The 19746-nt window shown below is 63.6% G+C and carries 17 protein-coding genes and 2 pseudogenes; 10 read left to right on the plus strand and 9 right to left on the minus strand.

Annotated elements, in window-relative coordinates:
* Positions 1 to 1090: 1090 nt before the first annotated feature.
* The 7 genes and pseudogenes from WI560_RS12165 to WI560_RS12195 all read right to left on the minus strand — a co-directional run bounded on the left by WI560_RS12165 (position 1091) and on the right by WI560_RS12195 (position 7725).
* Positions 1091 to 1420 carry a Crp/Fnr family transcriptional regulator gene (locus WI560_RS12165; RefSeq protein ID WP_375308825.1) on the minus strand — a complete coding sequence of 110 codons (330 nt, stop codon included), beginning with the start codon at positions 1418 to 1420 and terminating at the stop codon, positions 1091 to 1093.
* Positions 1421 to 1509: 89 nt separating this feature from the next.
* Positions 1510 to 1710, minus strand: a pseudogene (locus WI560_RS12170) (cyclic nucleotide-binding domain-containing protein); the annotation flags it as partial.
* Between the two features lie 1727 nt (positions 1711 to 3437).
* Positions 3438 to 3641 carry a hypothetical protein gene (locus tag WI560_RS12175; protein ID WP_375308192.1) on the minus strand — a complete coding sequence of 68 codons (204 nt, stop codon included), beginning with the start codon at positions 3639 to 3641 and terminating at the stop codon, positions 3438 to 3440.
* A 52-nt stretch (positions 3642 to 3693) separates the two neighbouring features.
* Positions 3694 to 3840 (minus strand): hypothetical protein, encoded by a 147-nt coding sequence (locus WI560_RS12180; protein WP_375308193.1) that lies wholly within the window; start codon positions 3838 to 3840, stop codon positions 3694 to 3696.
* 733 nt (positions 3841 to 4573) lie between these two features.
* Entirely contained in the window at positions 4574 to 5512 is a 939-nt protein-coding gene (locus tag WI560_RS12185; RefSeq protein ID WP_375308194.1) for an acetamidase/formamidase family protein, read from the minus strand.
* A 9-nt stretch (positions 5513 to 5521) separates the two neighbouring features.
* Positions 5522 to 6940: a cytosine permease gene (locus WI560_RS12190; protein WP_375308195.1), complete on the minus strand. Its 1419-nt coding sequence runs from the start codon at positions 6938 to 6940 to the stop codon at positions 5522 to 5524.
* Between the two features lie 290 nt (positions 6941 to 7230).
* On the minus strand, positions 7231 to 7725 hold the full coding sequence (locus WI560_RS12195) for a MarR family winged helix-turn-helix transcriptional regulator (RefSeq protein ID WP_375308196.1): 495 nt from the start codon (positions 7723 to 7725) through the stop codon (positions 7231 to 7233).
* Between the two features lie 154 nt (positions 7726 to 7879).
* On the opposite strand from WI560_RS12195, the gene WI560_RS12200 reads away from it, so the two are divergent.
* From WI560_RS12200 to WI560_RS12245, 10 genes and pseudogenes are all read left to right on the plus strand, one after another.
* On the plus strand, positions 7880 to 9157 hold the full coding sequence (locus tag WI560_RS12200) for an amidohydrolase/deacetylase family metallohydrolase (protein WP_375308197.1): 1278 nt from the start codon (positions 7880 to 7882) through the stop codon (positions 9155 to 9157).
* A gap of 9 nt (positions 9158 to 9166) precedes the next feature.
* The gene (locus WI560_RS12205) at positions 9167 to 11560 is read left to right on the plus strand and encodes a xanthine dehydrogenase family protein molybdopterin-binding subunit (RefSeq protein ID WP_375308198.1); all 2394 of its coding nucleotides are present in this window, start codon (positions 9167 to 9169) and stop codon (positions 11558 to 11560) included.
* On the plus strand, positions 11557 to 12393 hold the full coding sequence (locus WI560_RS12210) for an FAD binding domain-containing protein (RefSeq protein ID WP_375308199.1): 837 nt from the start codon (positions 11557 to 11559) through the stop codon (positions 12391 to 12393). Before WI560_RS12205 ends, WI560_RS12210 begins: the two co-directional genes overlap by 4 nt.
* Positions 12390 to 13583, plus strand: a complete 1194-nt coding sequence (locus WI560_RS12215) for a 2Fe-2S iron-sulfur cluster-binding protein (RefSeq protein WP_375308200.1) — start codon at positions 12390 to 12392, stop codon at positions 13581 to 13583. The genes WI560_RS12210 and WI560_RS12215 overlap by 4 nt, the downstream gene beginning before the upstream one ends.
* A 71-nt stretch (positions 13584 to 13654) precedes the next feature.
* On the plus strand, positions 13655 to 14809 hold the full coding sequence (locus tag WI560_RS12220; RefSeq protein ID WP_375308201.1) for an ABC transporter substrate-binding protein: 1155 nt from the start codon (positions 13655 to 13657) through the stop codon (positions 14807 to 14809).
* Between the two features lie 69 nt (positions 14810 to 14878).
* Positions 14879 to 15751 carry a branched-chain amino acid ABC transporter permease gene (locus WI560_RS12225; RefSeq protein ID WP_375308202.1) on the plus strand — a complete coding sequence of 291 codons (873 nt, stop codon included), beginning with the start codon at positions 14879 to 14881 and terminating at the stop codon, positions 15749 to 15751.
* Positions 15748 to 16792: pseudogene (locus WI560_RS12230) on the plus strand (branched-chain amino acid ABC transporter permease). The gene WI560_RS12225 and the pseudogene WI560_RS12230 overlap by 4 nt, the downstream one beginning before the upstream one ends.
* On the plus strand, positions 16792 to 17574 hold the full coding sequence (locus tag WI560_RS12235) for an ABC transporter ATP-binding protein (RefSeq protein ID WP_375308203.1): 783 nt from the start codon (positions 16792 to 16794) through the stop codon (positions 17572 to 17574). Before WI560_RS12230 ends, WI560_RS12235 begins: the two are co-directional and overlap by 1 nt.
* Positions 17567 to 18271, plus strand: coding sequence for an ABC transporter ATP-binding protein (locus WI560_RS12240; protein WP_375308204.1), 705 nt, complete (start codon positions 17567 to 17569; stop codon positions 18269 to 18271). Before WI560_RS12235 ends, WI560_RS12240 begins: the two co-directional genes overlap by 8 nt.
* The gene (locus WI560_RS12245) at positions 18243 to 18656 is read left to right on the plus strand and encodes a Rieske (2Fe-2S) protein (protein ID WP_375308205.1); all 414 of its coding nucleotides are present in this window, start codon (positions 18243 to 18245) and stop codon (positions 18654 to 18656) included. Before WI560_RS12240 ends, WI560_RS12245 begins: the two co-directional genes overlap by 29 nt.
* Here the strand turns inward: WI560_RS12245 and WI560_RS12250 are convergent.
* Together WI560_RS12250 and WI560_RS12255 are read right to left on the minus strand one after the other, a co-directional pair.
* Complete coding sequence (locus tag WI560_RS12250; RefSeq protein WP_375308206.1) at positions 18586 to 19446, minus strand: alpha/beta hydrolase; 861 nt, start codon at positions 19444 to 19446, stop codon at positions 18586 to 18588. The genes WI560_RS12245 and WI560_RS12250 overlap by 71 nt on opposite strands.
* Positions 19439 to 19681, minus strand: coding sequence for a hypothetical protein (locus WI560_RS12255; RefSeq protein WP_375308207.1), 243 nt, complete (start codon positions 19679 to 19681; stop codon positions 19439 to 19441). The genes WI560_RS12250 and WI560_RS12255 overlap by 8 nt, the downstream gene beginning before the upstream one ends.
* Positions 19682 to 19746: the final 65 nt, after the last annotated feature.

A 19746-nucleotide genomic window follows, 5' to 3' on the forward strand; every position in this document is an offset into this window, starting at 1 on the left:
CATCCTGCTTCATCGAGACAAGACAGCCGACACTGTGATGACATGGTTACATCCGCCGCATTCGAATGATCGTACATTGAGTCCTTTAGGACCTGTCGTGATACCGACCAGGTAAAGGGCCTCTTGGCATTTGGGGCAGCGCTGAGGCTCATCGGGGAAGCGGGGATCTGATGGAGACACGTGGCATTCCTGCGGTTAGGCGGGAGCACAACACTCTCAGTCACCGGTAGTCGCCAATTCAGGGAACGGTGATTGCAAGACCTTATCGTATATGTCGGGCCTCAGACATAAGGAACTGCGAGCGAGGAAACCAACAAGCCTCCGCCGGTATCCCGACACGGACAGCGAGGTTCCGACATTGCGATTCGCTCCCGTTCATGGCCCCTAGCCGCTTGGCAGTCGAAGCTGGGAAACAGCCAACTGAGACCGTCTACTTGTCTGCGGGGTGAAGGGCGGCCTTTCTCGCCTCCAGCTCGGCTACCATATGGAGCGTAGCCTCTTCCACCTGACGGTCGTTGATGCGGTCCTGTAGACGACGGTAGCGACGGATTTGATCGTCGAGGGTTTTGCAAATGTGGCACATGTCTCACCGCTGGCAATTCAGGCGGGAGCAAACGCGCTCTCAGTCATCGATAAATGCCTAGGGCTGGTCGATGATGAAGCAGACTATATCAACTATGTCCGGTCTCTGACATAGACAATTAAGGAACTTACGCCCCGCTTGCTGCTCACGTTGGCCTCAGGGCCCGTCGAGTGGACGGCGTCACATCGTTCGGTGAGGCTCACCGAATTGAGCCGATCATCGATGCGCGAAGCCGTCTCTGCTTGCCGTGCATGTCGCAAAGCAACTCTCGAGCCACACTGCCGACAGGCTGTTTTTCGGACGCTTCCCTGGAACTGCCGGGACTCTTCCGTTCAGTCGCTCAATGTCGTTTTTGTGTGCCACGCGAGTCGCTTGATCACGGCAGTCCTCCAGCCAAGGTCCTACTTGCCTGCTGAATGACTATAGACAGCTTGCTAATCTCGTCTGCCCTCTCCGAACTCGAAGCTCAATTGGCCACCACTTTGGCACACCATAAGTGATAGCGAGTTAGGTTAGGATAGCTGCCTGATCCACAAGCGTCTGATAACACTCACACGACATTTCCTCCAAAGTGGATCTCTTCAATATCGTGATCTGTCCGCGCGAATAATTGATGGCTCCCAAAGCTTGTATCTTGCTGGCAACCTCGGTGACGGATGTTCGGCGCACTCCAAGCATCTCGGCGAGAAACTCTTGGGTGAGCGCCACCGTGCTGCTTTCTGCGCGATCTGCAGATTGTAGCAGCCAACGGCAGAATCTAGCCTCGACAATATGCAACGCATTACATGCCGCCGTAATCCTCGCCTGAGACAGCAAGACTTCATATATTGGATGCACATATTCCGGACAGCATCACTTTTGGTGGCGGCGCTCCTGAACCGCGAAGCGGGTATTCTACTTACCAGCAGCGGAAGCTGCACCACGACGCGAACGAGAGACTTATAGAGTCCCAGTCCAGCCATCGCGCCAACCACTCCCTCGCGTCCGACAGTTGCCGTTTCGATGGCTTTGCCATCCCGCAGCACGGCAAGTAGTGAGAGCATCCCGCTCTGCGGGAAGTAAACGTGATCGAACTCATCCCCCGGCTCTACCAAGACTTCGCCTTGCTTTAAGTCGACAGCCATCATGTAGGGCGCCAATAAGTCAAACTGATCGCGCGGCAGCGCGGCGAGCAGCTTGTTGTCCAAGGGACGGCCCAAATTTCTGGGGTGCACAGCGAAATCCTGCCCGGTCGGTCGGGCCGTTTCTCGCAGAGTGGTTGGTGCCGCTCCGATAGGGCGGTCCTCGCGGGAAGGACTCTATATAGGAACTAATTTGTGTAATTGTCCGTACGGTACCGGTCTTATGGCAAAATCCGAATCCACCTCAAAGACGGGCTTGTGATTGCTCGCTATTGTCTATCAGGCGGGACGGCGGAACGTGTGCATACAAGACAAACGTACGTCACCGGACATATGTCTGGTCAGGCGCGGAAAGCTTTACATGTCGGGCATCGCTCCATATTCCGCCTTGGTTCGACTGCATTCCGCAAGTCGAGGTCAGGCCGTGGTGAGAGGAGCGAGGGCCAACAGGCGACAGGGATTGCATGGAGGGTGACCACTAGGGACGGCCTTAGTTCTGTTCGTCTTTGACTATCACAGCGACGTCCAACGACGTGAAATGCTGAGAAGCGCAGTGGATCGGCGAGCAGAAACATAGGATCTCCTTCCCAGAGTTTTGCATTTGGCCGCGCGTCTTTTGCGCTTTGACGGTGATCATCGAAAGCCTTCCAACCACTCCGGGAGCGGCCGTACTCTCAGGCGTCGCAAGTATCGGGGCGAGAACACCCTAACGATATCTGCCGAAGTCCTGACACAGCCGATGTGGGCTGTCCAAAGCGCAAAAGCAGGCTAGTCGCGACGATGCCAGCTAGCCAGCGACGAGAAGAAAGGGGCTCTGCGCCAATCAGGATCGACGCCCAGCACTGATTAGGCACACTCTTGACACGGAGTGCTACGCCCAAAGCCAGATTGCAGTGGTCTGGATAAGGAGGAAAAGCACGTACAGCCAGCCGCACGTGGCGATGGCTATCGTAGCGAAAAAGATTGAACCGAGAGCCAAGTCGACAAACCGACCCTGTTTGCTCCTGGCGGGGGCGGAGGGCAGAGTAGGATCGATCGGGTAGTGTTCGACGCCAAATGGACTGGCCATTGATCGCTCCACTTCGGGCAGGGGGAGCTAGGGGCTCTCAGTCACGGCGCCTGCAGGACAAAGCCTTGGCCGGTGATGCGGATCAACGGGCCACGCTTCGGAAGGTTCACTCAATGGTGACCGCTGTCCTCAGTTCGGCAATTTCATGCCTTGAAAGAAGGCGGATCGCTGCCTTCAGGCAGGTGATCACTGGTACCTGGGCTTTCGAAGCTTCTTCGGTGATTTCATGCGAACGTGCGCCGGGGGGCGGCAGATTGTGGCATCCGTGCTTTCTGGTCTGGGGTTTGGTCCAGCCGGAGCGCTCGGGCTTCGTTGGCTGTTGACGCTAACTCCATTCGGACGGCGCGGAGAGCCTCGAGTCGACTTTTGGCAATCTTTCGCTGCAGACGATGGAATAAATCAGGGGCAAGAGCGCGCAAAAGACGTCGGCGAGTACTTTAGTGATGCGTTCGCCTCGGTCTTGGTCAGTTGTGAAGTAGGGCATTTGGGATCTCAACAAGCGCGAACCCTAGCTTTAGAGCTGGCAGCCGTCCACGCCTTTAAGGAAGCGGCGGATCCGCTTGAATTGGAATGAAAGCGCTTTGCATACACATCCCGCACTGCTGACAAGGGCGATCGGGCCGCTTTTGGAGGATGGTCTATTTTGCTCACTTCAACGCAGAGTTCACTTCGGAGGTTTTAGACCTGTTGAATTGACCCACTCGTCAATTTGAGCTCCGGTACGCGCCTGCCGCGCTCTTCGAAGGGCGGCATCGCGCTCGCGCCCCGCCGGCAGGTTCTCGGCATCTTCTTTGGCCAGCCGCGCGAATTCTTCTATGCGATCATGAAGAGAGTTCGTCGGTCGTTTGCGGTTCCGCTTCGTCATCATCGCCCCTTGTGACTGGAACTCTCCAGGTAAGCACGCTGTGATGCCTCGAGAGTCAAAGGCCGCGTTTTCCGATCCCGTCCTCAATATCTTTGAGCAACTTGAGGACTTCGGAGCCATCCATGTCTTCACGTGCGGCGCGTTTATAGCGCTCCACGGTTGTCAGCTCAGTCTTGAACAAGGGTCCGCTGCCGCTTTCCATCACCGTCTCCCATCCGGAAGAGGCGGGGACATTTCAGCTCTCAGTCAGCGATAGAGGCCACGGACCGTGCGGTGATACTGAACGCTAGCACGTGACCAGCCATACTGTCTGTAGGCGAAATCGATAGTCGAGCAGAGCAACGTCCAACCGAGAAGGTTACCTGCTACCATTTCACTCCCTTCAGGTGACAAAATTGAACAGCCAAAGCTGTCGGATGGCGCTACACTCAATTTTTGGCTTCAACATCGCAACCGCTTAGTCCGGAAGAGTTTGCCTCCCTGCTTACTGTCGCGAACACGTCGGTACTCGGTCCCTCGGCAATGATCCCTACCGCGCATAGTAAGCGGCTGATCGCAATGGTTACATCGTCCACTTGTCGGCAGCTTGCGAATGACAACGCCGGCTCGAAGGAATGTACGCTGAGCAACTCGCGACCAGCTAGGTCGCCTATCGTCTTTCGCCCTTTCAGGGATGCTGGCCCGTTGTCTTCAAGGAGTGCAACAAGGAAGCGTCAGGACCGCTTCGGGTCAAACTGCGACTTCGCGGGGAGGGCAGCTGTTGGCGCAAAGCGGACACTCCAGCCGAGGCGTCGATCCCTACAGAGACAGGAATTCCTGGGCGACTGCTATCGAGGATCAGCTGTAAGCTGATGCGTGCGCGCCTTCAATCGATCGCGGATAAGCTGGTTGACGTGAATCCCATCCGCGAGGGCGGGCTCGCATGCTCCACTTGGTCACGGCATGCGGGATTTTGCCAGCACGCAGTGAATGCCCTTGTTGCCGTCGACCAGCTGCGTCACCCGGAGGTCGGCTGCGATCGAGCAGAGCGTGTAGGCTTCCTGCGCAGAGAGGCTGCTCTGCTCGCAGATCAGCGCGATCATGTCGCGCAGCGCTGCTTTGGCTGCATCATCGAGATCTTCGTCGAACCCTATCGTGATCCAGTCGGACGCCGTTTCGGCGCGTGGCGAGGCGAGGCGGAGATCGCGTCGGATATGGAATTCGAATGTCCCAGTGAGCGCGGCCTCGATCGCAGTCAGGCAGACCTCGCCGTCGCCCTGCAGCGCATGACCATCGCCCGCCGAGAACAGCGCGCCCGGCACGAACACGGGGAAGTAAACCGTGCTGCCAACTCCGAGCTCCTTGTTGTCCATGTTGCCGCCGAAGGCGCGCGGCTCCTTCGATGACAGCCGTCCCCAGCCGGCCGGCGGAGCGACGCCGAAATTGCCGAAGAAGGGCGCAAGCGGCAGCTCCTGCCCCCAAGGCAGGCGCGCGACTTTGTGGGCGCGGTCAAGCGGGATGTGAATGCGCCGGAACTCGGGAAAGTCCTCCGGCAAGGTGCCAAGCGTGGGCACCTGGAGATTCCAGCCCCAATTGCAGCGCAACGTGATGTCGAGCACGCGCACTTCGAGCACGTCGCCGGGCTCGGCACCCTCGACGTAAACAGGTCCGGTGAGAAGATGCGGCCCCGGACCGCGGAACGTGCTTGCCAGCACCTCCGCGTGGCCGGGGACGACGTCGAAGCCGAGCGAGGGATCCGGAAGATCGTCCGGCTCCCCCGAAAGAGTCTCGATGGTGACGCGGTCGCCGGATGCGATCCGGAGCACCGGCGCCGACCGTCCGTCCCAAAGCCCCCACTGGACGTTCCCCGGTGTGGATCGCAGAACGTACTCCATGACGGGCCGTTACCTGCCGGCGCTGCTTGCGACGATGGATGACGGCGAGGCGACCAGCTTGCCGAGCCCGAGATAGACAAGGCCCGAAACGCCGATGCCGAACAGCCAGCTCAGATCGGCTCCGCCGAGCAGGTTGGTCGAGATCGGCCCCTGCAGCGCGCCGACCAGGCCGTCCTCCACCAGCCATCCCGCCACGAGGCCGGCGAAGAAGGCGATCATGCCGGCCCAGTTGATGTCGCCATAAGCGCTGGTCTCCGGCGAACGATAGAGCTCGGCAACTTCGATCTTGCCCTTGCGCTTGATGAAGAAGTCGGCGAGCACGACGCCCGCCCACGGGCTCATCCACAGCAGCAGGCTGATCATCCAATTGTCAAACGCCTTGGCAAAGGACGGGGCGAAGATGAAATACAGCGTGACCAGATAGCCGGCGATGCCGACGATGACGGTGAGCCAGAAGCGCGAGAACTTCAGGCCCGCGCTGAGCGCGGCGAGCGCGGCCGAGTAGACGTTGAGGATGTTGGTCGCGATCGGCCCGTGCAGCACCATCAGCAGCACCAGCACGCTGACCGGCCCGCCGAACACCGCGCTCACCATCTTGGCGGGGTCGGTGTCCAGCGTCGTCGAGGCGATGGTCGCGCCGAGCGTGGCGAGCCAGACGCTGGGCACCAGCATGCCGGCATAGCTGTACCAGAACACGGATTTCGACGGCACGCTCTTTGGCACGAAGCGCGAATAGTCCGACGCCCAGGTCACCCAGGAGATACCCCAGCCGACGCCGATCGCGGTCGTCAGCAGCGTCAGCATCGCTAGATGCGCGCCGGGCGGCAGGGACGTCGTGAGGTTCCAGTTGACGACACCGGGGCGCGTCCAGGCCAGGACGCTCATCAGCACCATGATGGCGATGGTCGGCGGCACCGTGTATTTCTCAAAGGTGCGGATCGCATAGAAGCCGTAGACACCGATCAGCACCTGCACCGCCATCACCAGCGTGATGATGAGGATCTCGATCAGCCAGGTGTCGGGAACGCCGAACTGGCCGAGGATGCCGATCGAGATCTTCACCGGGAAGTAGGTGTTGACGCCGATCCAGCCCAACGTCATCAGGAACATCAGGATGCTCGGCAGGTAGGCACCGCGCACGCCGAAGGCGGAGCGGCTCAGCACCATCTGGTTGACGCCGGTCTTGTGCCCCATCACCGTGAAGGTCGCGAAGATCGCGCAGCCGACGATGTTGCCGAGCACGATCACCGCGATCGTCTCCATCAGGCCGAGCTTGAGGATGATGCCGAGCGCACCGAGCGCCCAGTTCACCGGCGCGATGTTGGCGCCGGCCCAGATCCACATCTGCTGCGGTCCGGTCGAATCCCGATCCGCCTCGGGAATTGGCTCGATGCTGTGAATATCGGCGCGAAGTTCGGAATCCGTCATGACATCCCCCAATATGAAGCACGCTTCGTATCGTCGCAGCATAGATCGTGCCATGGCAGCGGCGGGTCCCAGGGCAGGGGTGCGCCTTGTTGGCTGCGCCACGCGGCCCGCGTCGGATTGCTTCTGAGATTTCAAGCGCGGGTGGACTTTGTCCGCGCGTGCGCAACTGCGTCGCGAGAGCGGTGATGCCTGGCGGCAGCGCCCGGGGCAGGATGAGCGTACCGCTGCACGGCCGGGCAGCGGTATGATGATAAATTAAGCAGCCGCACTCAAAAGCGCGGCAGTGGCGTCTAGTCGAATAGAGCGCCGGAACCATTGCGGCTTGGGTTGCCGGCCACGATGCGCTGCATCATTTCGATGAAGATATCCTGCTCGCGCGCGCTGAGATCGCCGAGGGTTGCGCGATGCGCCCGTCGCGCGGCGCCTTCGATCTTGACCAGCAGCGCGGCGCCGGCGGGCGTCAGCCGGCACAGTCGCGCCCGGCGATCATCCTTGTTGACCGCGCGCTCGACCAGGTTCCGTGCGGCGAGCCGTTTCAATGCGCCGGTCGTCGTGGTCCGATCGAGCGCGATATCGGCCGCTAATGTGGTCTGATCGGCAGTTTCTCGCGCGGCCAGCGCGGAGAGCAGGCTGTATTGCAACGGCGTGACCTCGAACGCGCCGCAGGCTTCCTGAAACAGCGCGACGTGAATCTGGTGCAGCCGCCGGATCAGATAACCGGGGCGCTCAGCCAAAGGCCACGGCCGATGCCTGCTCCCGCTGCGACGCTTCTGGGCTTGCCGCACTGCACGCTCTCCCACCTGGAACCCCTCTCGCGCTTAGCTCGATTCGAATGCATCCGCCACCGCCGCATCATGGCACGCGGCTTGCTTTTGCAAATGCGAAGCATGCTTCGTAATTCGGCGGCTGGCCAGCCGCCACGTAATCAGGGAGACAGCCATGTCAGTCACTGCCAGCTTCGACCTTCTGCTGCGCGGCGGGCGCGTGATCTGCCCGGCCTCGGGCGTCGATGGGCTCAAGGACGTCGCGATCCGCAACGGCAAGATCGCGGCTGTCGCGGCCGACATCCTGCCGACCAGCGCCAAGGAGATTGTCGACGTCAGCGGCATGCTGGTGCTGCCGGGGCTGATCGACACCCATGCGCATGTCTATCAATATGTCTCAGGCCGTTTCGGCATGAATCCCGACATGGTCGGCGTACAGTCCGGCGTGACGACGTTGGTGGATCAGGGCGGGCCGTCCTGCATGACGCTGCCCGGCTTTCGCCATTTCATCGCAGAGCCCGCGGCCTCGCGCGTCTACGCCTTTTTATCCGCCTATCTCGTCGGCGGATTGGAGGGCCATTATTATCCGCAGCTCTACAGCCCCGATGGCGTCGACATCGATGCGACCGTCAAGGCGGCGACGGCCAATCCCGATCTCGTGCGCGGCATCAAGGCTCATGCCGAGATCGGCGGCTTCGCGCGTTGGGGCATTCGCGTCATCGAGATGGCGGCGGAGATCGGCCGGCGTGCCCATCTGCCGGTCTATGTGCATTTCGGCCAGCTCTGGGGCCTGCCGGAGAGCGGCGCCAACGGCGAGGATGCCGACACAATTCTCACGCGGGTGATCCCGCTGCTGCGCGAGGGCGACATTCTTGCTCATCCCTTCACGCGCCATCCCGGCGGCTTCGTCAACCGCGAGGGTGAGGTGCATCCGGTGATCCAGGCCGCGCTCGATCGTGGTCTCAAGGTCGATGTCGGCCACGGCAGCCACTTCTCCTATCGGCTGGCGAAGAAGGCGATCGCCGCCGGTATCCTGCCGACCACGCTGGGCGCCGACATCCACGGCTACAACACCCATGTGCCGGCGCCAGCAGGCACGCCCGACCAGCACGAGGACGAGGAGAACCATCCTTTCGCGGGCCAGGCCAAGTTCAGCCTGGTCCAGGCGATGAGCTCGATGATGGCGCTCGGCCTGTCGCTCGAGCAGGTGGTGCCGATGGTCACCTCCAATCCGGCGAAGATGCTCGGTCGCAGTGACCAGATTGGCGCGCTCAAGGTCGGCCTGGATGCCGACGTCTCGGTGCTCGCGGAAAAGACGGGTCGCTTCGTTCTCAAGGACAACGAGAAAAACGAGGTGATTGCCGAGCGTCTGCTGCAGCCGGCGTTCTGCCTGCGCGCCGGGACGCGCTTCGAGGCGGTCGCTCCCATCCTGCCCCAGGCCGTCGCAGCGTAAGGCGATACGGTGAAGGAGGGGATTGGCGTGCGTAGCGAGCGGGAGTTTCCTGAAGGCAAGTCCGGGCAGGGCGTCGGCGTACGGCTTCCGCGCAAGGAGGACGATCGCCTGATGCGCGGCCGCGGCCAATATGTTGCGGACATCAGGATGGCCGGCCTGCAGGACGTTGCCTTCGTGCGCAGCCCGCTGGCCCATGCCAGGATCCGCGGCGTCCACGTGCCTGAGCGTTATCGCGGCAGCGTATTCACAGCTTCCGATCTCGTCGGCATCAAGCCGATCCGCGCGGTGTCGGGCCTCCCCGGCTTCAAGATCTCCGAGCAGCCGGTACTTGCCACCGGCAAGGTGCGCCAGGTCGGCGAGCTCGTTGCGATGTGCGTGGCGCCGACGCGGGCCGAGGCCGAGGACATCGCGGCGTCCGTCACGCTCGATCTGGAGGAACTGCCGGCCGTCTACGACATGCTGAAGGCGCGCCAGCCGGGCTCGGCGCTGGTGCATGAGCATTGGGGCGACAACGTCTTCCTCGAGACCAATTTCGAGGTCGACATCTCCGCAGCGCTCGATGCGCCGATCAAGGTGACGCGCGAGATCTCGACTGCGCGGCAATGCATGTCGCCGCTCGAAGGGCGCGGCGTGGTCGCAACCTTCGACCGCAGGCTCGATCAGCTTACGCTGCATTCGGCCGCCCAGATGCCGCACATCACCCGCAGCGGCCTGTCCGAATGCCTCGGCCTGGAAGAGGGACGTATTCGCGTCATCTCGCCCGACGTCGGCGGCGGCTTCGGCCACAAGGGCATTCTGCTGCCGGAAGAAGTGTGCCTATCGTGGTTGACGATGCTGCGCGGCCATCCCGTGCGCTGGACCGAGGACCGCCGCGAGCATCTCGTCGCCAGCTCCAATTGCCGCGAGCACCATTACAAGATCACGGTTTATGCCGAGCGCGACGGCACGCTGCGCGGAATCGACTGCGAGGCGACCGTGGATTCCGGCGCCTATTCCTCCTATCCGTTCTCGGCCTGCCTTGAAGCCGCGCAGGTCGCCAGCATCCTGCCGGGGCCTTACCGGATGCCGGCTTATCGCTGCCGCACCTTCTCGGTCGCCACCAACAAATGTCCGATCCTGCCGTACCGGGGCGTGGCACGCACCGGCGTCTGCTTTGCGCTGGAACTGATGCTCGACCTCGTCGCCGCGGAAGCAGGGCTCGAGCCCGCCGAGGTGCGGCTGCGCAATCTGGTGCAGCCCGAGCAGATGCCGTTCGACAACATCACCAGGAAGCATTTTGACAGCGGCGATTATCCGCAAGCCATGCGCCGCGCGCTGGCCGCCATCGATATCGAATCGATCCGCGCCAGACAAAGCAATGGCGAAGCCAACGGCCGCCGCATCGGCGTCGGCGTCTCCATCTATTGCGAACAGGCCGCGCACGGCACTTCGGTCTATTCCGGTTGGGGCATTCCGATGGTGCCCGGACACGAGCAGGCGTCCGCGCGCCTGACGCCGGATGGCGGCCTCGAGCTGCGCGTCGGGGTGCATTCGCACGGGCAGGGCATGGAGACCACGCTTGCCCAGGTCGCGCACGAGATTCTCGGCGTTGACGTCGCCAAGGTGCGCATCATCCTCGGTGACACCGCGATGACGCCCTATTCGACCGGAACCTGGGGTTCCCGCTCGATGGTGATGGCGGGCGGGGCGGTGGCCGCGGCCTGCCGCGAGCTCGGCGAACGCGCGCGGCGCATCGGCGCGAAGCTGCTGCAGCACGATCCGGCCGCGGTGGTGTTGCAGGATGGCGAGGTGCGTGGCGTCAACGGCAGCGTCAACCTCAAGACGATCGCCCATACCTGGTATCGCCGCCCGCAGGATCTGCCGACCGACGTCGATCCCGGCGGTTTGGAAGTCACACAAGGATACAAGCCGGTGCGCGACAGCGGCACCTTCAGCTATGCCGCGCATGCCGTCGTCCTCGCCGTCGATCCAGATCTCGGCGAGGTCGAAATCCTCGACTATGTGATCGTCGAGGACGGTGGCGTGCTGGTCAATCCGCTCGTTGTCGACGGGCAGATCTATGGCGGCCTGGCGCAAGGCATCGGCACCGCGCTCTACGAGGAGATGCCGTTCGACGTTTCGGGCCAGCCGCTGGCGACGACGCTCGCCGATTATCTGCTGCCCGGCCCGACCGAGGTCCCGGCCGCGCGGCTCGATCATATGGAGACGCCGTCGCCCTACACCCAGTTCGGCGTGAAAGGCATCGGCGAGGGCGGGGCGATCGCGCCGCCGGCCGCAATCGCCAATGCCGTCAATGACGCGCTGCGCCCGCTCGGCGTCGAGCTGATGCAGTCGCCGATCACGCCGCACCGAATTGTCGAGGCCATGCTGGCCGCGCGCGCGGCCGACAGGAGCGCGGCATGAAGCCCGCGCCCTTCAGCTATGAGCGTCCGCGTGACCTCGGGGCCGCATTGTCGATGCTGGCGGCCGGCAGCGGGGCGGCAAAGATCATCGCCGGCGGACAGTCGCTCGGTCCGATGCTCAATCTGCGCCTGGTGCAACCCGAGCTGATCGTCGACATCTCGGGCCTTGGCGAGCTCAAGCGCGCCGAGATATCCGGCAGCGAGCTCGTGCTCGGCGCGCTGGTTACGCATGCCGATATCGAGGACGGGCGCACCGCGGACGTCACGCGCGGCGCCATGCGCGCGGTGGCCGCCAATATCGCCTACCGCGCGGTGCGCAACCGCGGCACCATCGGCGGCTCGCTCAGCCACGCCGATCCCGCCGCCGACTGGGTCTCGGCGTTGGCAGCGCTGGGCGCGCGGGTGACGCTGCGCAGCCTTCGCGGCTCGCGCACGCTCGCTGTCGAAGCCTTCGTCGTCGGCGCGCTGGAATCGGCACTGCAGGCCGGCGAGATCGTCGAAGCCATCCACGTGCCGCAGCGGTCGATCATGGCGCAGTGGGGCTATGCCAAGAGCTGCCGCAAGACCGGCGAGTTCGCCCACGCGATCGGCGCGGTGCTGATCGATCCCGCTTCTGCCTCCGGCCGCGTCGTCATCGGCGCCATCGACAGGGCGCCGCTGGTGCTGGCCGATGCAGCGGAGCTGTTCGGCGGCCGGATCGCGGCCGACTACAAGCAGCGCTTCGATGCCAATTTCGCCGACCGGCTGCTGGTGCAGGCCGGCATCGACGACGCCGCCCAGCGCCATATCCATGTCAGCGTGTTGAAACGCGCCGTGCTGGAGGCCACCGCATGAGCACGGTCGCCCTCAGCGTCAACGCCCGTGCGGTCGAGATCGCGGCCGAGCCGCGCACCAGCCTTGCGGATTTCGTGCGCGACAAGCTCGATCTGACCGGAACGCATCTCGGCTGCGAGCATGGCGTCTGCGGCGCCTGCACCGTGTTGATCGACGGCGTGCCGGCGCGGTCCTGCATCACCTATGCAGTGGCATGCGAGGGCGCCGACGTCACCACGATCGAAGGCCTCGACGAGGACGAGGTTACGGTCGAGCTGCGCGCTGCCTTCACTCGCGAACATGCCCTGCAATGTGGTTATTGCACGCCGGGGATGCTGGTCTCGGCGCGCGATCTGGTGCTGCGTCTCGCCGAGCCCGATGAGCGCCTGATCCGCATCGGCCTCAGCGGCAATCTCTGCCGTTGCACCGGCTATGTCGGCATCGTGCGCGCTGTGCAGTCCGTGATCGCGGCGAGACGGGCGCGCAGCATCGCACCGCAGGTCGGTGGCGGACGCACCTGTCTCGGCCCCGCGGGATCAGGGCGGGCCGCGGTGGATCGCGACCCGCAGGCGCTGCAGATAGCGCCGCAAGATAAGTCATCTGCCCGCGGCAGCATCGCGGCCGCTGATATCCCCGATTTCACCCCGGCCATCGTGCTTGAACAGCGTTTCACGCTCCCTCATGCCTCTGCAAAAGTATTCGCGATGTTCGACGACATCGCCGCCATTGCGTCGTGCCTGCCCGGCGTCGCGCTGACGTCGCCGCCGAGACCGGAGCGTACTGAAGGCGTGATCCGTATCAGGCTTGGCCCGATCGCGGCCGCGTTTGAGGGGGCGGCGCGCGTCGAGCGCGATCCCGCCACGCTGTCGGGGCGGATCGTCGGCATCGGCGCCGACCGGCGCAGTCATTCTGCGACGCAAGGCGAGATCCGCTACCGCCTCGTGCCGATCGACGACGGCGCGGCAACCGCGGTGGAGCTGTCGATCGGCTACAATTTGACCGGCATGCTCGCGCAGGTCGGCCGTCCCGGCCTCGTGCGCGATCTGGCCCGGCGCCTGGTCGCGGAGTTTGCCGCCAATCTGGATCGCCACATGTCCGGCGTGCCGCCCAAGCAGGAGAGTTCTTCGGAGCTCAGCTTCTGGTTGATCGCCACCGACATCGTGCGCGCGCGAATCGCCCGCGTCTTCAGCCGCCGGAGCGGCGCGGGGTGACGGTGTGCAAGCACACCTGACGTGACGAAGCCTGAACTCAACATCAACAGCGTAGATCTTGGAGAGACGACATGACACGAACATCAGGACTGGTTCCGGCCATTGCGCTGGCCGCGGCCATGATCGGCAGTGCGGCGCAGGCGCAGACCATCAAGATCGGCGTCAACGAGCCGCTCACCGGCGCGTTCGCGGCGTCCGGTACCTACGTCGTCAACGGCGCCAAGATCGCGGCGGACGAGATCAACGCCAAGGGCGGCATTCTCGGCAAGAAGATCGAGCTCGTGATCGAGGACAACAAGAGCAACCCGACCGAGGCTGCCGCCGTTGCCGAGAAGCTGATCACCAGCGACAAGGTGCCCGTGCTGATGGGCGCCTGGGGTTCGAGCCTCACGCTCGCGGTGATGCCGAAGCTGATGGAATACGAGACCCCGATGGTGGTGGAGACCTCGTCATCCAGCAAGATCACGACGACCGGCAATCCCTACATCTTCCGGATCTCGCCGCCCTCGTCGATCGAGGCCGCCGCATTCAAGGGCATCGTCGACAAGCTCGCGCTCAAGAAGGTCGATTTCCTCGTCATCAACAATGATTGGGGCCGCGGCACCGCCGAGGACTTCGGCAAGATGATGAAGGAGAAGGGCATCGGCATCGGCCTGGTCGAAACCATGGACCAGGGCGCGCAGGACATGAGCGCGCAGCTCTCCAAGATCAAAAGCTCGGATTCCGAGACTGTCATCGTCACCACCGCCGTCGACCAGTTGACATTGATCTTCAAGCAGGCGGCTGCGCTCGGCCTGAAGAAGCGCATCATCACCACCGGCGGCTCGCAGAATCCGGACCAGATCATCGCCCAGGCCGGCGCTGCCGCCAACGGCACCATGCATCTGACCACCTTCCTGCCCTGGTTCCCGGGCAAGACGCCGAACCCCGAGGCCACCAACTATTTCATCACGGAATGGAAGAAGCGTGGCTTCGAATTCGCCGGCTGCACCGAAAGCTTCCGCGGCTATGACGGCATCCGCACCGCCGCCGCCGCGATCGAGAAGGCCGGCAAGGCAGAGCCGGCCGCTATCAAGGCCGCGCTGTGGGACATCAAGGTGAAGGGGCTCAACGGCGACATCGTGTTCCGCAAGTCCGGCCCCGAGGGCAAGGAAAGCGGGCAGAGCCAGCCGAACGTCTACCTGATCGAGATCGAAGACGGCAAGATCGGCATGAGGACGCTGTAAGTCAGTCGGTCGCGGGCGAGGGCGCCTTCTGTCGCTCTCGCCTGATCCTCCCTCCAATCGGGAACAGCCTTGAGCGAATTTCTCCAGCATCTGGTCAACATGCTCGTGCTCGGCGGCACTTATGCGCTGCTGGGCATCGGCCTGACCTTGATCTTCGGCATCATGAACGTGGTGAACTTCACCCATGGAGTGCTCTACACGTTCGGCGCCTATGTGATGTTCATCGTGGTGCATCAACTCGGGATGAACTTCTTCCTTGCTCTGCCCGTTGCGGTCCTGGCCGGATGGTTGTTGGGCGCGGCGATCGAGCTGACCCTGCTGCGTCCATTGCGGGGCTCTGACATCGACACCACCATGCTGGTCATGATCGGCGCCTGGATTGCCATGCAGTCCGGTGCGCTCTGGATCTGGGGCGGCGTCGCCAAATCGGTGACGAGCCCGTTTCCGGAGGCGCCGCTGGTGCTTGGACCGGTTTCGGTGTCCTGGTTGCGCCTGTTCGTCCTCGCTGCTGCGGGCGTGTTGATCGTGGTGACCTATCTCCTGATCAACAAGACCAGCCTCGGCCGTGCGATGCGTGCCACGTTCCAGGATCACGACACGGCCTCGCTGATGGGCGTCAATGTCGACATGATCTACACCTCCACCTTCGCGATCGGCTCCAGCCTCGCGGCTGCCGCGGGCGCCTTGCTCGGGCCGGTCTATGTGATCTTCCCGCAGATGGGTGACCTCGCCGCGGTCAAGGCCTTCGCGATCGTTATCCTGGGCGGCCTCGGCAACATCACGGGTGCGGTCATGGGCGGCTTCATCCTGGCCTTGGCCGAGGAACTCGGTGCCGGCTACGTGTCCTCGGGCTATCGCGATGCGATGGGCTTCGTGATCATCATTGCGGTGCTGATCTTCCGGCCGACCGGCCTGTTCGCGCGCGCGGAGCGCGTCGGATGAAGGCGATCATCACCATTCTCGCCGTCGCGGCCCTTGCCTCGGTCCCGCTCTGGCTGCGCGATCCCTATCTGCTCAATGCGCTGATCACGACGGGTATCTTCATCATCGGCGCGATGAGCCTCAATCTGCTGCTCGGCTTCACCGGCCAGCTCAGCCTCGGCCATATCGCCTTCTTCGGAATCGGTGCCTATGTCAGTGCGCTGACCTCGCTCGGCTTCGACATCGGTCTACCCGGCGGACTGCGCATCGTTCATGCGCCCTGGCCGCCAATTGCAGGCTTCGTGCTTGCGATCCTCACTGCCGGATTGTGCGGCTATTTCGTCGGCTTGCTGTCCTTCCGCGTTCGCGGGCGCCTATTTCGTGATCGTGACGATCTCGTTCGCCGAAGTCGTCAGGCTCGTCGCGCTGAATTGGGTCGAGCTGACGCAGGGCCCCCTGGCGCTGACCAACATTCCCTCGCTCGCGGTGCCCTTGCCCGGCTTCGGCGAGCTGACGCTACGCAGCAAGATGCAGAACTATTATCTCGTGCTGGTGGTCGCGCTCGCCGCCTATCTGTTGATCGCGCGGCTGGTCCGGTCGCATTTCGGCCGTGCGATGCGGGGGCTGATGGAGAATGAAACCCTCGCCGTCTCCGTCGGCATCGACGTGACCAAGACCCTGACGCTCGCGGCGGTGATCTCGGCCGCCATCGCGGGAGCCGCCGGCAGCCTCTATGCGCATTACATCCGGATCATCGATCCCGAAGTGTTCGCCTTCATCAACACCGTCACGATGGTGATCATGGTCATCAGCGGAGGCAAGGGATCGCTTGCGGGACCTGTCGTCGGTGGGCTGATCTTCGGGCTGCTGCCGGTCGCGCTGCGTCCGGTGATGGCGCCGGAGGCGCAATGGATCGCCTATGGCGGCGTGCTGATCGCGATCTTGTTCATGCTGCCGCGTGGCATCGTGCCGTCGCTTCTGCTGCGGTTCGCCAAGCGGCCGCGTGTGGCAGCCGTGTCGCCGGTCACGCTCGCTGAGACCGCAGCCAAGGAGCCGGCGTGATGACGGCACGCAGCATTGCCATGACCATCGAGCAGGTCGCTGTCCGCTTTGGCGGCCTGGTCGCGATCTCCGACATGAGCTTCACCGTCGGCGAAGGCGAGATCGTCAGCCTGATCGGACCGAACGGTGCCGGCAAGACCACGGCGTTCAACGTCATGACCGGATTTCTGACCCCGAGCGCCGGCCGCGTGACTTATCAAGGCACCACGCTCGCCGGATTGAGGCCGCACGAGATTGCCGATCTTGGCCTGATCCGCACCTTCCAGCGCACCAGCGTATTCCCGAACGATACCGTCTACGACAATCTGCTGATCGGGCTGCATCGGCAAGGCAGGGTCCGGCTGCTCGATGCCATCCTCGGGCTGCCGGGTGCGCGCGCCTCGGAGCGCAAGCTGCGGCAGCGGGCGAGCGAGCTGCTCGAATGGGTCGGGCTCGAACGCCGTGCGCAGGATGCGGCCGGCTCACTTTCCTATGGCGAGCAGCGTCTCGTCGGCGTCGCGCTGGCGCTCGCGGCAGAGCCGTCGATGCTGCTGCTTGATGAGCCCGTCTCCGGCATGAATGCCTCGGAGACCCATCGCTTCGTCGAACTGGTCCGGAGCATCCGCGACCGCGGCATCACCATCCTCCTGGTCGAGCACGACATGCCGATGGTGATGACGGTCTCGGACCGCATCGTTGTGCTGAACTACGGCCGGATCATCGCGGAGGGAACGCCTGAGGTGATCCGCAACGATCCAGCCGTGGTCGAGGCCTATCTTGGACATGGAGCGGGACGTGCTTGAGATCCGTGACATGGTCTGCGGCTACGGCGGCGTCACGGCGCTGCGCGGTATCTCGCTGGAGGTGAAGGCTGGACAGCTCGTTGCGCTGATCGGCGCCAACGGCGCCGGCAAGAGCACGACCCTGCGCGCAATCTCCGGCCTGGTTCCGCCGCGCGCCGGGCAGATGCGGTTCGAGGGAATCGACATCACCGGCGCAAAGCCGCCGGTCGTGCTGGCGAGCGGCATCGCGCATTGCCCGGAAGGGCGGCGGGTGTTTCCGCACATGAGCGTCGAGGAGAATCTCGACATGGGCGCCTATCTACGGCGCGGCTCGGGTGAAATCGCTGCGGATCGCGACCGGATCTACAGCGAGTTTCCGCGTCTCGCGGAGCGGCGCCGGCAGGCGGCGGGCACGTTGTCCGGCGGTGAGCAGCAAATGCTCGCGATCGGCCGCGCGCTGATGTCCCGGCCGCGGCTGGTGATGTTCGACGAGCCGTCGCTCGGCCTGGCCCCGAACATCGTCGAGCGCACCTTTGCGATCATCCGCAGCATTCGCGATTCCGGCACCACGGTCCTGCTGGTCGAGCAGAACGCCTTCGCCGCGCTCGACATGTGCGACCATGCCCATCTGCTCGAGAATGGCCGCATCGTGCTCTCAGGGGCGGGCGCGGAGTTGATCGAGAACGAGCATGTTCGCAAGGCCTATCTCGGTGGATGATGCCGATGACGGCGCAGGGGAGCCTGGGTGGATTGCCGTCTGCGATCTGGACCGGCTGAAGGCAGAGGGGACCGTGCGCGTCGCCAGGCCCGACGTGCTCGTGATCTGGAACGATGGCGATATCGTTGCCTGCGACCGGGCGTGCCCGCACGAACAGGCAGATCTCGGCCTCGGCCATGTGGCCGCAGGACGCCTGTTCTGCCCCCGTCACGCCGCATCGTTCGATTTGCGCGATGGAACGATCTGCCCGGGCTGGCCGAGCCCGCCGCTGCGGCTCTATCCAGTCCGGGTCACCGGAGGGCAGGTCTGGCTTTCTAATCCAGCAATCGGCGGGCCGCCTCGACCAGGATGCCGTCCGGGCGACGAAGCGCCTCCAGGATCGTGAAGTGGTCGGCGCCTTCGACCGGCAGCAGCCGGCCGGGCGCCTGCGCGGCCACCCGCTTGGCGTGGAAGTCCATGGAGTCGCACACGAGCGCGGGGAGCTCGCGGCTGCCATAGGCGATGTCTAGCCGCTTGGGAGTGACCGGCAGGCGAAGCGGCGAGAGCGTGGCAATCTCCTCCTCCGCCAGCTTGAGGGCGGTGTTCAGTCCCGTGTCGCAGATCGGCGCCAGTTCGTAGACGCCCGAGATCGCAAGGCCGGCACGGACGCTGGGATGACCGAGCGCCATTGCAACGAGATGGGCGCCAGCGGACCAGCCCGACAGGATCACCGGGCCGCCGACGCCGTAGGATGCGCCGCGCGCGGCGAGCCAGTCCAGTGCGCGCGGGATCTCGGCGACGATGTCGGTCAGGGACACTCCGGGCGCCAGCGAATAACCGGGAATGGCGACCGACCAGCCATGCGCAGCGACGCCTTCGACCAGCATGGCGAACAATTCGCGCGAATTGCGCTGCCAATAGCCGCCGTGGATGAACACGAGGCAGGGCGCATCGGCCTTCTCGGCCAGATAGAGATCGATCTTGTTGTTCGGCCGCTCGCCGTACGGCAGGTCGAGATGGGACTTCAACGTGCTGCGCAGCCGGCCGGACGCCTCGTTGCGCTCGGCGATCAGGGCCGCGCTGTTCTGGACCGCCGCGTTGTTGTCATAGGCCGCGTTGCGTTCGGCAAGGGAAAGCTCGGACCACCTTGCGCGAGGGTCGAGCGGGCGAACTTTCGAAGGAGCATCTTCAGCCATGAACTCTCCGATGCGATCCTGGACGAATGATCGTCCAATGGGCCGGCAGCTCACGTGTATGAGGCGTTGGGTTGGCCTTGTCCAGATCGAACGGTGTTCTGGTTTCCGCCGGGCTGGCCGCCGAGATGCCAATCTGGTCTTCGGCCTTGTCGATCTCGTCGGCGACTTTGCCGCCCTCGCGGGTAAGGCAGCTTCTGGCGCAAAGCGGACTATTCTGGTTGGGCACGGTGGCCAAGCGATCGCGAGGTCTGACGCGTTCTTGACGGCATTTGTAAGCATTCTGGGCTGGAGCGAGTATCG

Source organism: Bradyrhizobium sp. A11 (genome assembly GCF_042077125.1).
GTDB lineage: Bacteria > Pseudomonadota > Alphaproteobacteria > Rhizobiales > Xanthobacteraceae > Bradyrhizobium > Bradyrhizobium japonicum_B.